The organism is Xanthobacter autotrophicus, from assembly GCF_029991245.1.
In the GTDB taxonomy this organism is placed as follows: Bacteria; Pseudomonadota; Alphaproteobacteria; order Rhizobiales; family Xanthobacteraceae; genus Xanthobacter; species Xanthobacter autotrophicus_C.
Window position 1 is genome coordinate 1 of the sequence record NZ_JAIVFO010000117.1, and the last position, 14,460, is coordinate 14,460.

15 protein-coding genes are annotated in these 14,460 nt (G+C 66.5%); 13 read left to right on the plus strand and 2 right to left on the minus strand.

Annotated elements, in window-relative coordinates; genetic code table 11:
- The first annotated feature begins 148 nt into the window (after positions 1–148).
- The 7 genes from lgt to K9U41_RS17225 all read left to right on the plus strand — a co-directional run bounded on the left by lgt (position 149) and on the right by K9U41_RS17225 (position 6,725).
- Entirely contained in the window at positions 149–967 is an 819-nt protein-coding gene (lgt, locus tag K9U41_RS17195) for a prolipoprotein diacylglyceryl transferase (RefSeq protein WP_282642115.1), read from the plus strand.
- Entirely contained in the window at positions 964–2,067 is a 1,104-nt protein-coding gene (locus K9U41_RS17200; RefSeq protein WP_282642102.1) for a class I SAM-dependent methyltransferase, read from the plus strand. Before lgt ends, K9U41_RS17200 begins: the two co-directional genes overlap by 4 nt.
- Before the next feature lie 13 nt (positions 2,068–2,080).
- Complete coding sequence (gene pgeF / locus K9U41_RS17205; protein ID WP_282642103.1) at positions 2,081–2,848, plus strand: peptidoglycan editing factor PgeF; 768 nt, start codon at positions 2,081–2,083, stop codon at positions 2,846–2,848.
- Positions 2,849–2,876: 28 nt separating this feature from the next.
- On the plus strand, positions 2,877–3,428 hold the full coding sequence (locus tag K9U41_RS17210; protein WP_282642104.1) for an RBBP9/YdeN family alpha/beta hydrolase: 552 nt from the start codon (positions 2,877–2,879) through the stop codon (positions 3,426–3,428).
- Positions 3,429–3,616: 188 nt separating this feature from the next.
- A complete protein-coding gene (locus tag K9U41_RS17215; RefSeq protein ID WP_282642105.1) occupies positions 3,617–4,312 on the plus strand; it encodes a hypothetical protein in 696 nt (231 codons plus the stop codon).
- 231 nt (positions 4,313–4,543) lie between these two features.
- The gene (locus tag K9U41_RS17220) at positions 4,544–5,497 is read left to right on the plus strand and encodes a ribose-phosphate pyrophosphokinase (protein WP_282642106.1); all 954 of its coding nucleotides are present in this window, start codon (positions 4,544–4,546) and stop codon (positions 5,495–5,497) included.
- Positions 5,498–5,612: 115 nt separating this feature from the next.
- Complete coding sequence (locus K9U41_RS17225; RefSeq protein WP_282642107.1) at positions 5,613–6,725, plus strand: endonuclease/exonuclease/phosphatase family protein; 1,113 nt, start codon at positions 5,613–5,615, stop codon at positions 6,723–6,725.
- A gap of 9 nt (positions 6,726–6,734) precedes the next feature.
- Here the strand turns inward: K9U41_RS17225 and K9U41_RS17230 are convergent, their stop codons facing one another.
- On the minus strand, positions 6,735–7,556 hold the full coding sequence (locus tag K9U41_RS17230; RefSeq protein WP_282642108.1) for a phosphatase PAP2 family protein: 822 nt from the start codon (positions 7,554–7,556) through the stop codon (positions 6,735–6,737).
- 178 nt (positions 7,557–7,734) lie between these two features.
- On the minus strand, positions 7,735–8,628 hold the full coding sequence (locus K9U41_RS17235) for a branched-chain amino acid aminotransferase (RefSeq protein ID WP_282642109.1): 894 nt from the start codon (positions 8,626–8,628) through the stop codon (positions 7,735–7,737).
- Positions 8,629–8,837: 209 nt separating this feature from the next.
- Between K9U41_RS17235 and K9U41_RS17240 the strand changes: the two genes are divergently transcribed.
- From K9U41_RS17240 to K9U41_RS17265, 6 genes are all read left to right on the plus strand, one after another.
- Complete coding sequence (locus K9U41_RS17240) at positions 8,838–9,389, plus strand: MarR family winged helix-turn-helix transcriptional regulator (protein ID WP_282642110.1); 552 nt, start codon at positions 8,838–8,840, stop codon at positions 9,387–9,389.
- Positions 9,390–9,494: 105 nt separating this feature from the next.
- Positions 9,495–10,223, plus strand: a complete 729-nt coding sequence (locus K9U41_RS17245; protein WP_282642111.1) for a response regulator — start codon at positions 9,495–9,497, stop codon at positions 10,221–10,223.
- A 47-nt stretch (positions 10,224–10,270) separates the two neighbouring features.
- On the plus strand, positions 10,271–11,608 hold the full coding sequence (locus K9U41_RS17250; protein ID WP_282642116.1) for an ATP-binding protein: 1,338 nt from the start codon (positions 10,271–10,273) through the stop codon (positions 11,606–11,608).
- 88 nt (positions 11,609–11,696) lie between these two features.
- Positions 11,697–12,566 (plus strand): tRNA nucleotidyltransferase, encoded by an 870-nt coding sequence (locus K9U41_RS17255; RefSeq protein ID WP_282642112.1) that lies wholly within the window; start codon positions 11,697–11,699, stop codon positions 12,564–12,566.
- A gap of 160 nt (positions 12,567–12,726) precedes the next feature.
- On the plus strand, positions 12,727–13,401 hold the full coding sequence (locus K9U41_RS17260; protein WP_282642113.1) for a DUF5343 domain-containing protein: 675 nt from the start codon (positions 12,727–12,729) through the stop codon (positions 13,399–13,401).
- On the plus strand, positions 13,394–13,867 hold the full coding sequence (locus K9U41_RS17265) for a TIGR02391 family protein (protein WP_282642114.1): 474 nt from the start codon (positions 13,394–13,396) through the stop codon (positions 13,865–13,867). The genes K9U41_RS17260 and K9U41_RS17265 overlap by 8 nt, the downstream gene beginning before the upstream one ends.
- Positions 13,868–14,460 lie beyond the last annotated feature (593 nt).

Consider the following 14,460-nt stretch of genomic DNA (forward strand, 5'->3'; position numbering starts at 1 on the left):
CCCCTCCCCCGCACGCGGGAGAGGGGGCAGGCTGGTGCGGGGATGGCGAGCAGGGGTCCACCGCCCCACCGTTCGGGCCGGCTTGACGGCGCAGCCCCCGGCGCGGCACATGACGGCGCCCGCCGCGGACCCGCATTCCGGGGATCAGATGCCGACCTTCGCCCTGCCTTTCCCGGCCATAGACCCGGTCCTGGTCCAGCTCGGCCCGCTGGCCATCCGCTGGTATGCCCTTGCCTATATCGCCGGCCTCGTCCTCGGCTGGCTGCTGGCGCGGGCGATGGTGGCCCGCCCCGCCTTGTGGGGCGGCACCTCGCCCATGACCCCGCACGACCTCGACGACGCCCTGTTCTGGGCGACGCTGGGCGTCATCCTGGGCGGGCGGCTCGGCTATGTGCTGTTCTACAATCCGGCCTATTTCGCCGCCAACCCGCAGGACATCGTGGCGGTGTGGAAGGGCGGCATGTCCTTCCACGGCGGGCTTGCCGGCACGCTGGTGGCCCTGGTCCTGTTCGCCCGCGCGCGCGGCATCAGGGTCATGTCGCTGCTGGACGTGTCGGGCGTGGTGGCGCCCATCGGGCTGTTCTTCGGCCGCCTCGCCAATTTCATCAATGGCGAGCTGTGGGGCCGGCCCGCCGATGTGCCGTGGGCCATCGTCTTCCCCCATGGCGGCCCCGAGCCGCGCCATCCCAGCCAGCTCTATGAGGCGGCGCTGGAAGGCCTCGTGCTGTTTCTGGTGATGCTTGTGGTGGTGCGCCTCGGCGGGCTGAAGCGGCCGGGGGTGGCGGCCGGCATCTTCGGCATCGGCTACGGCATTTCCCGCATCACGGCTGAATTTTTCCGCGAGCCGGACGTGCAACTGGGCTACCTCGCCTTCGGCACCACCATGGGCATGTGGCTGTCGGTGCCGCTGGTGGTCGCCGGCGCCGGCCTTCTTCTCTACGCCCTGAAGCGCAAGCCGGCCGCGTGACCACGCCGCTTTCCGAGGAGATCGCCGCCCTCATCGCCGCCGAGGGGCCCATGCCGGTGAGCCGCTACATGGCGCTGTGCCTCGGCCATCCGCGCCACGGCTATTACATGACGCGCGATCCCCTCGGCGCGCGGGGCGACTTCACCACCGCCCCCGAGATCAGCCAGATGTTCGGCGAATTGCTGGGCCTGTGGGCGGTGGCCCAGTGGCAGCAGATGGGATCGCCCCCCGCTTTCCGGCTGGTGGAGCTGGGCCCCGGCCGCGGCACCCTGATGGCCGACGCCCTGCGCGCGGCCCGGCTGGTGCCGGATTTCGGCGCGGCGGCGCGCATCCATCTGGTGGAAACGAGCCCGGTGCTGCGGGCCGCGCAGGCCCGCACGCTCGCCGCCCATGCGGACCAAGTGTCCTGGCACGACCGCGTGGAGGAGGTGCCGGACGGGCCGGCCCTGGTTCTTGCCAACGAATTCTTCGATGCGTTGCCCATCGACCAATATGTCTTCCGCGCTGGCCACTGGCATGAGCGGCGGGTGGGCCTTGATGACAAAGGCCGGCTCGTCCTCGGCCTTGATCCCACCCCGTCGCGGGCCGCTGCCGCCTTCGCCGCCCATCTGCCGCCGCCCGCCGAAGGGGCGGTGCTGGAGCATCTGGAAAGCGGCCCGGCGCGGGCGCTGGCGGCGCGCCTGAAGGCGCAGGGCGGGGCTGCTCTGGTCATCGATTACGGCCATGCCGGCGGCTATGGCGACACCTTCCAGGCTCTGGAACAGCATCGCTTCGCCGATCCTTTGGCCGCGCCGGGGGACGCCGACCTCACCGCCCATGTGGATTTCTCGGCGCTGGCCCGCATCGGCCGCGCGGCGGGGCTGCGCGCCTTCGGGCCGCTGGAGCAGGGCGAATTTCTTGCCCGCCTGGGCCTGGCCCAGCGCGCCGAGCGGCTGACGCGCGATGCGTCGGTTGAGGTCCGCGCCGGCGTGGACGCCGCCGCGCGCCGGCTGGCGGGGGGCGGGGCAGGGGAGATGGGGCGTCTGTTCAAGGTGCTCGTCCTCGCCCATCCTGAAATCGGGCTGCCGCCCGCGTTCGATTCGACCGAGGAACGGGTGTGATGAGGTTTGCGTCATGAAGATCGAGGCCGCCTCGCTTGCGGCCCTGCCCGGCATCCGCCATGCCTTCTTCACCCGGCAGGGCGGGGTCTCGACCGGCCTCTATGCGAGCCTCAACGGCGGCATGGGCTCCGATGACGATCCGGCCGCCGTGGCGCAGAACCGCGCCCGCATGGCGCAGGAGATCGGCATCACGCCGGAGGCGCTGCTGGCCCTGTGGCAGGTGCATTCGGCCGATCCGGTGCTGGCAACCGAGCCCTGGACCCGCGAGGACGCCCCCAAGGCCGACGCCATTGTCACCAGCACCCCCGGCCTCGGCGCGGCGGTGGCGGTGGCCGATTGCGGGCCAATCCTGCTCGCCGATCCAGATGCCCGCGTGGTGGCCGCAGCCCATTCCGGCTGGAAGGGCGCGGTGTCCGGCATCATCGGCGCGACCGTGGCGATGATGGAGCAGCAGGGGGCGAGGCGCGCCAACATCCGCGCCGTCATCGGCCCGCTCATCCGCCAGCCGAGCTACGAGGTGGGGGAGGATTTCGTCGCCCGCCTCCTCGGCGAGGACAAAAGCTTCGCCCGCTTCTTCGCGCCGGCGGACCGGGCCCACCACGCTTTGTTCGACCTGCCGGGCTTCATCCGCCTGCGGCTGGAACAGGCGGGCGTGGGCTTCATCGAGGATCTGGGCCTTGATACCTTTGCGGACGAGGCGCGCTTCTTTTCCTATCGCCGCACCACCCACCGCAAGGAAGCCGACTACGGCCGGCTGATCGCCGCCATTACCCTCGCCTGATTTGGCCTGAACCTGTCCGGACTGACGCATGCGCTCCACCGATGCCGCCCTTCTCATCGTGCCCGGCTGGCAGGGCTCCGGCCCCGATCACTGGCAGAGCCGGTGGGAGCGCAGCCTCTCCTCCGCCCGCCGGGTGGAGCAGGCGGACTGGGACCGGCCCGACCGGGAGGACTGGCCGCGGCGCCTCGCCGCGGCGGTGGCGGCGGCGGACAAGCCGGTGGTGGTGGTCGCCCATTCCCTCGGCGTGCCGACTTTGCTGCATGCCGCGCCGCTTCTGCCGGAGGGGAAGGTGAAGGGCGCCTTCCTGGTGGCCCCGCCTGATCTCGACATGGCCGGCCTCGACCCGCTGGTGGCGGCATTCGGCCCCATGCCGACGGCGCCGCTGCCGTTTCCCTCGGTGCTGGTGGCCAGCCGCACCGACCCCTATTGCAGCTACGCGCGGGCCGAAGGCTTCGCCCTCGACTGGGGCGCGGCCATCGTGGATGCGGGCGATGCCGGCCACATCAATGCGGATGCGGGCTACGGGCCGTGGCCCGAAGGCTCCATGCGTTTGCTCGGCCTGCTCCAGTCGCTGAAATGAGCGCGGGGCGGGATGTTTACCAAACCTTAAAAGGTTGTCGGCGCCCGGCAGGGAGTCCGCCCGGGCATGGTCGAGCGTTGATTTTGCTCGGTTTCACAGCTCCATTAACCGCGCCTTAACCGTTTTTCTGGACCCGGCCCGCGTTTCCCGCTACGCCTTCGGTGACGAGACAAGCGCCGGGAGCGACCATGCGGGGATACGAGGCAGAAGCCGTTCCGGAGGTGCGTGCGCACCGGCCGTTCGTCTTTTCCGCCAACCGGTCCCGGACCCTGGTGCGCCTTGCGGGGCTTGCCCTGTGCATGGCGCTGGGCGCCTGCCAGACGGATGGGTCCGGCATGGCCTCTTCCGGCAACCGCGCCCTCGCCTTCGACACCATCGACGGACCGCCGCCGGCCACCTTCGACAAGCTGGTGGGCCAGCTTTCCAGCGAGGCGCAGGACCGCAAGGTGTCCGTGGTCTCCCGCAGCACCAGCGCGGCCTACCGGGTGAAGGGCTATCTGGCTTTGCACGTGGACAAGGGCAAGGCCACCGTCGCCTATGCCTGGGACGTGTACGACCAGAACCAGACCCGCGTCGCCCGCATCGCCGGCGAGGAGCCCGCCGGCAAGGTGAAGGGCGGCCTCGCCAATGGCTGGGCCGCCTGCGACGATGCCGTGCTCTCCCGCGTGGCCAACCGCTCCATGGCGAGCCTGGCCGAGACCCTCGGCGTCGGCGGCAGCGCGCAGGCGGTGTCCGAGCCGGCGCCGGGTGCAGCAGCGTCGGCCGCGGCGTCCTCGGGCCTGGGCGAGTCCCCCGCCGCCGAGCCGGCACCGCGCGATCCCTCGGGCGTGCCCGTCGCGGCGCTCTCTGCGCCCTCCGCAGCCCTGGCATACGCGGACAACTGACAGCTTCGGCCGCGGGCTGGCCGGAACACCTGGAAATCCTTCTGCACCAAGGCTGCGCGGGCCTGATCGAGCCGGCCAGATCGAGCCGGCCTGGGCGGTGTTCGCCGCGGTCCGGCGGGGCGCAGTCTGTGCCTGAGGCGCAGCGGGGCCTTTACAAGATTGTGACGGCCCGCCTATCAGAACCCCTCAAGCTTTCGACCAGCTCCCGGTGCGGCCGGGGCGGAGCGACCCATGTCAGCGGAGAACGGATCCATGAAGCTCGTCGCGGGCAACTCAAACCGCGCGCTCGCTGAAGCCATCGCCGCTTATCTCGCCACCCCGCTGACCAAAGCGGTGGTGCGGCGCTTCGCGGACATGGAAATCTTCGTCGAGATCCAGGAGAACGTGCGCGGGCAGGATGTGTTCGTGGTGCAGTCCACGGCCTTCCCCGCCAACGATCACCTGATGGAACTGCTCATCATCATCGATGCGCTGCGCCGGGCCTCGTCCAAGCGCATCACGGCGGTGCTGCCCTATTTCGGCTACGCCCGGCAGGACCGCAAGCCCGGCCCGCGCACGCCCATCTCCGCCAAGCTGGTGGCCAACCTCATCACCCATGCCGGCGCTGACCGGGTGATGACGCTGGACCTGCATGCCGGCCAGATCCAGGGCTTCTTCGATATCCCCACCGACAACCTCTATTCGGCGCCGGTGATGGTGCGCGACATCAAGGAGCGGTTCGACCTCTCCAACGTCATGGTGGTGTCGCCGGACGTGGGCGGCGTGGTGCGCGCCCGGGCGCTGGCCAAGCGCATCGACGCCCAGCTCGCCATCGTCGACAAGCGCCGCGAGCGCCCCGGCGAGAGCGAGGTGATGAACGTCATCGGCAATGTGGAAGGCCGCTCCTGCATCCTGGTGGACGATATCGTCGATTCGGGCGGCACACTGGTGAATGCCGCCGAGGCCCTGCTCGCCCGCGGCGCCAGGGAGGTGCATGCCTACATCACCCACGGCGTGCTGTCGGGCGGGGCGGTGGCGCGCATCACCGCGTCCAAGCTCAAGGAACTGGTGATCACCGATTCGATCCAGCCCACCGAGGCGGTGCGGGTAGCCCGCAACATCCGCGTGCTCTCCATCGCCACCCTGATCGGCGAGGCCATCGCCCGCACGGCCCACGAGGAATCGGTCTCCAGCCTGTTCGATTGAACCGTTCTTCGGCGAGGGGTATATAGATACATCTAAAATTGTATTTTGGCCCAACGAACGTAAAAGTGTCGTGATAAAATGATCTCTTTCCCGGTAACGCCCGGGGAGGTTGAAAATGCGGCTCGCGAGCTACAACGTCGAGAACCTGTTCGACCGGGCCAAGGCACTCAATCTCGACACCTGGGATGACGGCAAGGCCGTCCTTGAGGCATTCTCCGCCCTCAACGCCTTGCTCGGGCAGGTGGCCTATTCATCTGCTGACCAGCGCAAGATGGTTGAGCTGATGATCAATCTTGGGCTGGAGAAATCCGACACGGGGCCGTTCGTCCTCCTGCGCCGGAGCCGGGGCGGGCTGCTGAAGCGTCCGCAGGCCGGCGGCATCGAGATCCTCGCCGAGGGGCGGGCGGACTGGGTGGGCTCCCTCGAACTGCGGGACGAGCCGATCAACGAGCATGCCATGCGCAACACGGCGCGGGTGATGGTCGACCTGGCCGCCGACGTGCTCGCGGTGGTGGAGGCCGAAAGCCGTCCTGCGCTCGCCGCTTTCAATGCCGAGATCGTGACCGCCATGGGCGGCACGCCGTATCGCCACGTGATGGTGATCGACGGCAACGACGAGCGCGGCATCGACGTGGGGCTGATGACAGCTGAAGGCTATCCCATCGGCACCATGCGCTCCCATGTCGACGACCGGCTCCCCTCGGGACAGCCCGTATTCTCGCGCGATTGCCCGGAATTCACGGTGGAACTGCCCTCCGGACCGCCGCTTCTGGTCCTCGTCAATCACTTCAAGAGCAAGGGCTACGGCTCGACCTCCGATTCGAACGCCCGGCGGCGGGCCCAGGCCGAGCGGGTGCGGGCGATCTATGAAGGGCTCGTCGCCGCCGGCGAGACGCGGATCGCCATCGTCGGCGACCTCAACGACACGCCTGGCAGCCGGCCGCTGGAGCCGCTTCTCGCCCAGACCGATCTCAAGGATATCTTCGAGCATCCCGCGTTCGACAATGGTGGTCATCCGGGTACGTTCGGCTCATGCCTTGCGAGCAACAAGATCGACTATCTGCTGCTCTCGCCCGCCCTGTTCGCCAAAGTGACGGCCGCAGGCGTATTCCGGACGGGCATGTGGCCGGGCGTCCGCCCGCGCAAGTGGGACGCCTATGCGGAGATCACGAAGAAAGTTGAGGCCGCTTCCGACCATGCCGCCGTATGGGTGGATATGGACATCTGAAGCGCACGCTCACGCACCGTTTCGCGCTTGCCCCGCGTCGGGCGGGATGGCGCCCTCGTCGCTCCTCCCGGTCTCGCCTTCCACCTCGCCCCGGCGCTGCAGCCACAGCATCAGCAGCCAGCAGGAACAGGCCCAGGCCGCGCCCAGGGCCCAGCCGCCGAGCACGTCGGTGGGCCAGTGCACGCCGAGATAGATGCGGCTGATGCCGACGATGACGGTGAGCGCCGCCGCCGAGCCCAGGAAGAACACCTTCACCCGCGTCCGCGCCTGGGTGCGCGCGAGCAGCGCCCCGAGCGTCAGGTAGACCACCGCCGAGAGCATGGCGTGGCCGGAGGGAAAGCTCTGGCTGTAGACCGCCATGCCATGGGGCACGAGGTCCGGCCGGGGCCGATCGAACCCCCATTTCAGGATCTGGGACAAGGCGGTGCCGCCCGCCACCGACAGCAGCACCAGCCAGGCCGCGTGGCGCTTGCGCGTCATGATGAGGAAGACGGCCACCAGGAGGGTGAGCAGGGTGAGCACGCTGGTTCCGCCCAGGGCGGTGAAGTCCCGCATGGCCTCCTCAAGCCATGGCGGCCCGAGGGGGTCGGACGGGTCGGCGGGATTGCGCAGGGCGAGGAGGATGTCGCGGTCGAGCCGGCCGGTGGCGCCCTCCATCACCTCGTCGGCGACCTTGACGAAGACGTAGAAGGCGAGGGCGACGAAGCCGAGAACCGCCAGCGTCACCCGTTCCATGCCGCTCACCGAAGCCAGCAGAGGCCCGATGACGGGTACGGCTTCGAGACGGCGCAGGCCGCTCTGGAGGAGGGAGTTTCTGGGGTGCGCGCTCACCCGCAAGGTTTGGCGTGCTTCGGCTGGAGCGTCAACACCTTGTGGTGGAGGATGACGCTTCAGTGACGCTGCGGCCTTGCCGGGGGCCTGATTTCGGACGTGACCTGCCGCCGGCACACAGAAAAAGGGCGCCGCGCGAGCGACGCCCTTTCCACATGTCTGTGGCCCGGTGGCCGGGTCAGGCGGCCTGCTGCTTCGGGCGCACTTCGGCGGAGTAGGAATCCATCAGCTGATGGGTGATTCCCGAGGGGGCGAAGTGCCAGTCCGCGATGGAGCCCACCGGGGTCACCTCGGCGGCGGTGCCGGTGATGAAGCATTCGGTGAAGGAGGAGAGTTCCTCCGGCTTGATGTGGCGCTCCACCACCTCGATGCCGTGGCGGCGGGCGATGTCGATCACCGTGCGGCGGGTGAGGCCGTCGAGGAAGCAGTCCGGGGTGGGGGTGTGGATGACGCCGTCCTTCACGAAGAAGACGTTGGCGCCGGTGCACTCGGCCACATAGCCGCGATAGTCGAGCATCAGCGCGTCGGCATAGCCGCGGCGTTCGGCCCGGTGCTTGGAGATGGTGCAGATCATGTAGAGACCGGCCGCCTTCGCCTTGCAGGGGATGGTGGCGGGATCAGGCCGGCGCCATTCCGACAGGTCGAGCCGCAGGCCCTTCTGGCGCTGCTCGGGATCGAAATAGCTCGGCCACTCCCACACGCCGATGGCGAGGTGGATGGTGTTCTTCTGGGCGGCGACGCCCATCATCTCGCTGCCGCGCCAGGAGACCGGGCGCACATAGGCGTCCACGAGATTGTTCTTCTCCAGCGTGGCCTTCTTGGCCGCGTCGATCTCGCCGATGGTGTAAGGGATGGTGAAGTCCAGCATCTCCGCGGACAGGCGCAGGCGCTCGGAATGCTCCGAGCTCTTGAAGATCGTGCCGCCGTAGGCGCGCTCGCCCTCGAACACGGTGCTGCCGTAGTGCAGGCCATGGGACAGCACATGCAGCTTGGCATCGGCCCACGGCACGAACACGCCGTCGTACCAGATCCAGCCGTCACGTTGGTCGAAGGGGACACCCTGCGCGCTCATGATCTCGAACTCCTTTTTCCAACCGCGTCGTCCGCGCGGCTTCTCCCCGCTACAACCGCCGCTTTCCAGCGATCCCGCATGGGGATATCTTTACGCCTGCTCACGAAGCCGGCAAAGCCACGAAATGATCGAACCTTGTGTAGAGGCTGGGCGACCGATCATTTCGTAGAACCGGCTCTTGAAGTAACGATCAGAACGAAAAAGTCAACATGACTGACATAAATTCTCTCCTGGACTCGGCGCCTTCTCCCGCTTCCGCGGCGGTCGAGGACGCGGCGGCGGCCGTGCCGCTGGTGGACTTCATCGAGCTTTTGTTCTTCGCCTACAGGGACTTCGTGGGTGATCCGGACCAGATCCTGGCGCCCATCGGCTTCGGCCGGGCGCATCACCGGGTTGTCCATTTCGTGAACCGGCATCCCGGCATGCGCGTGACCGACCTGCTCGACATCCTGCGCATCACCAAGCAGAGCCTGGGCCGCGTGCTGCGCGAACTGGTGGACGAAGGTTTCGTGGAAAGCCGGGCGGGGTCCTCGGACCGCCGCCAGCGTCTGCTGTTTCCCACCGCCAAAGGCGAGGCGCTGGCGCGCCAGTTCGTCGGTCTGCAGAGCCGGCGCATGGCCACGGCGCTGGAGGCGAGCGGTCCCGACGGCCGGGAGGCGGTGCAGCGCTTTCTTCTCGCCATGATCGACCCGGAGGATCGCGCGGCGGTGGAGCGTCTCATCGAGCGCGCCGACCGCGCGGCACGGGCCCGGCCGGCGTGACGGTGCCGGGCGTTCCGGCCGAACGCCCGACCGGAGAGCCCGACCGGACCATGACCGAGACCTGCACGAGAGTGATTTGCACGAGTGTGATTTGCGAGCGCCCCCATGCCTGATGCCGCTTCCGGCGCCGCCGCGCCCGCCCCCGTGCCCGTCGCCGACGATGCGCCGCATCTTCTGGTGGTGGACGACGACAACCGCATCCGCACCCTGCTGTCGCGCTTCCTCACCGAGCATGGCTATCGCGTGACCACCGCGGCCAATGCCGTCGAGGCGCGCGGGCGGCTGGACGGGCTCGCCTTCGACCTCCTCGTGCTCGACGTGATGATGCCGGGGGAGAGCGGGCTGGACCTGGCCCGCGACCTGCGGCGCTCGTCCGCGGTGCCGATCCTGATGCTCACCGCCCGCTCGGAGACCTCCGACCGCATCACCGGGCTTGAAGCCGGGGTGGACGATTATCTCGCCAAGCCGTTCGAGCCGCGCGAGCTTCTGCTGCGCATCGGCTCCATCCTGAAGCGGGCGCTGCCGCCGGCGCAGAAGGCCATCGAGAGCGTGCGCTTCGGCGAGTTCGCCTTCCACCTGGAACGGGGCGAACTGACCCGCAACACCGAGATCGTGCGCATCACAGAGCGCGAGCGCGACATGCTGCGGGCGCTGGCCGAGGCGCCGGGCGAAACCGTGCCGCGCCTTGCTTTGGCCGGCGGCGGGGCGGCCAGCGAGCGCGCCGTGGACGTGCAGGTGAATCGCCTGCGCCGCAAGCTGGAGCGTGATCCCGCCAATCCGGTGTTCCTGCAGACGGTGCGCGGCATCGGCTATCGCCTGGTGGTGACGCCTTGAGCGTGGCCGAGAGCGGGCCGTCGGGACTGCGCCTGCTCGCCGCCTGGCTGCGGGACGCCAACACGCGCTTCGCCGCCTGGTTCAACCGGGTGACGCCAAAGGGACTTTATCCGCGCTCGCTGCTCATCATCGTCACCCCCATGGTGATTTTGCAGTCGGTGGTGGCCTTCGTCTTCATGGAGCGCCACTATAATACCGTCACTCGTCGCCTGTCCGCGGCGGTCAGCCAGGACATCTCGGCGGTGGTGGCGCTCTACGACCTGCTGCCCAAGGACAAGGACTTCACCGAGCTGCGCCGCGTCGCCTGGCGCAACCTTGCCCTCAACGTCACCGTGCTGCCGCCGGACCCGCTGCCGCCGCCGGGGCCCAAACCCTTCTTCTCGGTGCTGGACAGCTCCCTGTCGCGGGAGATCGGCCGTCGCATCCAGCAGCCGGTGTGGATCGACACGGTGGGGCGGTCCAACCTCATCGAGGTGCGCATCAAGATGGAGGATGCGGTTCTGCGCATCTTCGCCCCGCGCAATGCCGCCTATGCCTCCAACTCGCACATCTTCATCCTGTGGATGGTGGGGACATCTCTGGTTTTGTTGACGGTGGCCATCCTGTTCCTGCGCAACCAGATCCGCCCCATCGAGAACCTTGCGGACGCCGCCGAGGCCTTCGGCAAGGGGCGGGACGTGGAGAATTTCCGCCCCCGCGGCGCCCGCGAGGTGCGGCGGGCGGCCATCGCCTTCCTGGAGATGAAGCGGCGCATCGAGCGGCAGATCGAGCAGCGCACCACCATGCTCGCCGGCGTCTCCCACGACATGCGCACCATCCTCACCCGCTTCAAGCTGGAGTTGGCTTTCCTGGAGGAGGGGCCGGAGACCGAGGCGCTGAAGAAGGACGTGGACGAACTGGCCGGCATGCTGGAGGCCTATCTCGCCTTCGCCCGCGGCGATCCCGGCGAGCAGACCGCGCTTACCGACATGGCGGCGCTGGTGGAAGACCTGCGCCTCAATGCCGAGCGTGACGGCGCCGTCGCCGAAGCCAGCTTCATGGGTCCGCCGCTGGTGGAGGTGAAGGGCGACCAGCTCAAGCGCTGCGTGGGCAACCTCGTGAACAATGCGGTGCGCCACGCCTCCCGCGTCGCCATCACCGGCACCCGCGACGCCCGCTGGCTGATGGTGAGCGTGGACGACGACGGCCCGGGCATTCCGGAAGAAAAGCGCGAGGAGGTGTTCCGCCCCTTCCTGCGGCTGGACGATGCGCGCAACCAGGACGACGGCGGCTCGGGCCTCGGCCTGTCCATTGCCCGCGACATCGCCCGCGCCCATGGCGGCGAGGTGATCCTCGCCGACAGCCCCATGGGCGGGCTGCGGGCCACCGTGCGCATCCCGGTGTGAGGCCGGAGCGGACCTCAAACGCCCATGTTATAGGCATGCCTTTTTCATGGGCTTGCCTTCCTTGTGGGGGTGATGGTCCTATTCCCGGATGGACAAGACGCCCCCCTTCCGCATCGAGGACCTGATCGAGACCCATCCCGGTCTCGCGCTGCTGCGCCTTGCGGCCCTCATCGCCGAGAGCAACCAACAGGACGCGAGCGCGGACGAGGACACCCTCGACCTCATGTTCGAGCAGATGGAGGTGGGCGCGCTCGATGCCCTCGACCCCGCCCGCATGTGGCCGGAGCTGGAGCGCGGCCTGATGGCCCCGGCCCCCGCCGCCATGGTGAAGGCCCTGCGCGAGTGCGGGGTGCTGGAGATCGTGCTGCCGGAGGTGGCGTCCCTGTTCGGCGTGCCGCACATCACCGATACGGCGGACGAGATCGACCTCGGCGTGCTCATCCTGAATTCGCTCACCGAGGCGGCCCGGCGCAACGCGCCGCTGGAGGTGCGGTTCGCGCTGCTGGTGATGCATGCGGGCAAGTCGGATTCCCCGCGCGAGCACCTGCCGGTGCATTACCGCCACATGGAGCGCGGCCTGCCCCGCATCCATGCCATCTGCGACCGCTTCGCTTTGCCGGACGTGTGCCGCGACCTTGCCCTGCTGGCGCTTCAGGAATGCGAGCGGGTGGGGCGCGTGTCGCCCATCCGCGCCGGGCCGGTAGCGGCCATGCTGGAGCGCACCGGCGCCTTCCGCGATCCGGACCTCTTCGCCAAGCTTTTGCTGGTCTCCACCTGCGATTACTTCGGCTATGGCGACAAGGTGGGCGACACCCACCCCAAGGTGGACCTGCTGCTGGCCGCCCGCACCGCCTGCGCCACGGTGGACGGGGAGGGGCTTGAGGGCGACGATCTGGCGACGGCGCGGGCGCAGGCGATTGCGGTCGCGTTCCGGTCGGAGCGCTGGGCGGAGGCTTGATGCCGTGCATTGAAGATTGAGCACACGAAACACCCCGGTCGGGCCCTTAATCTCCGGTGTAGTTTCAGCGATCACCTGCTCATTGATGACGAGCCGATTCTAGCAGGTATAGTAGATCCGATCGCTAAAAGGTCGCATCTGATTCGTCGAGGGGGATGGGTTGGCAACGCATCCGTACATTTCGGGCCCGGGTAACGTCGAGCAGATGGTCGTATTCCTTCGGAAGAATTTTCCGTCGACGGTCACATCCGAGACAGTCAAGAAGTTCGCCATTGCATCAAACAATGAGAGCTACATCATTAATGCCCTCCAATTTATTGGCGTTATCGATGAAGGTGGGAGGCGTACTCCCAAAGGGCAGGAAGTTTTTGTTTTAGGAAATGATGATTTTCCCAAGGCTTTTGGGCAGTTAATACGAGAATCCTATAAAGATTTGTTCGATGTTCGTGGTGAAGATGCGTGGATATTGAATAAGTCCGATCTCACGTCTTATTTCCGCACGTCCGACAAGACGAGCGAGGTGATAGGCGGTCGGCAAGCTGGAGTGTTTCAAGTATTTGCTCGCCTCTCTGGTTATGAGGTGGATGTCGCTAAGGGCTCGAGCAATGCTGCCCAGAAGGCCAAGGTCAAAAAAGTTAAGGCCAGCGGCTCGAAGCCGGAGAAACAAGCTGAGTCTTCGATCGCAGAATTGCCCGCCAGCCGTGTCGCTGAAAAGCAAAGCCGTCGAGATATGGCAATGACGGTGAGAATCGAAATTAACTTGCCGGCGAATGGCTCGCAGGAGACTTACGATAATATTTTCAAGAGCATTAGAGAAAATCTAATCGATGATTAAGCGTCTAGATTTCTTCGAGAAAATCGTGAGAGTTTCTGGAGCATTAGGGACTGCTACGGATCAATCTTCTAGTTCCGCTCATCCTTTTGATGAGCGGAATATCCATTCAGATATAAGATCTGTTAGCATTAAGCTATTTGATGACGGGCATTATTCGCAATCGACATTCGAAGCATTTAAGTTTGTTGATCTTAAAGTTAAAAGTATTTCAAAAATAAACGACAGTGGTTATAAATTGATGATGGCAGCATTTTCAGAATCAAGCCCTAAAATAAAACTGACAAAACTGCTGACGGTAAGCGAGATTGATGAGCAGATAGGATATAAGTTTATCTTTGCGGGGGCTATGTCTGCAATTCGAAATCCTAGAGGGCACGAAATAAATGTCGATCCAGTGGGGCGGTGTCTTGATCATCTGTCACTTGCCTCGGTTCTGCTGCGTCGTCTAGAAGACGCAGTCCTTTGATGTGAAGCCGAGTGCCCACGCACGCGATGGCATGCAGCTTAAGTTGTTGAGTGCCGGGTCCCTAGAGCACGGTTGAAAATTCGCTCAGACCGGCGCTTACAGTCCTCGCAGGCGCAATATCATTGTCATAGCCGGGCTTGTCTCGGCCATCCACGTGGGAAGGCTTGGAGCGATTTTCGTACCCTGTCCCAAGTGGCTCGGCGTGGATGCCCGGCACAAAGCCGGGCATGACGGGGGGTGATTGCGGTTTTGCCTTTTTGAATTTCTTAACAGCCTTTTAGTAGTCAACGGTTTGTGCGGCTTAGAGATTTTTCTTGCGAGATGGACATAGTTACCCGTTGGCACGCCGTCCCTCACCCCTCACCCCGCTCTATGAACCTCACCATCCGCCGATCCACCCGCACATCCTGCCCGCGGATCGCCCGCACCCGCGACAACGCCACATAGGCCTGCCCCGGAGCGAAGGCGCCATCGCCGAAGCCGATTGCGCACGTCTTCCAAAGTCAGGCCCTGCGCCTTGTGCATGCTCAGCGCCGAGACGGGGCCAGCGGAAGCGCGGTGTAGCTGCCCACCGAGCCTTGCCCCCGCCACCC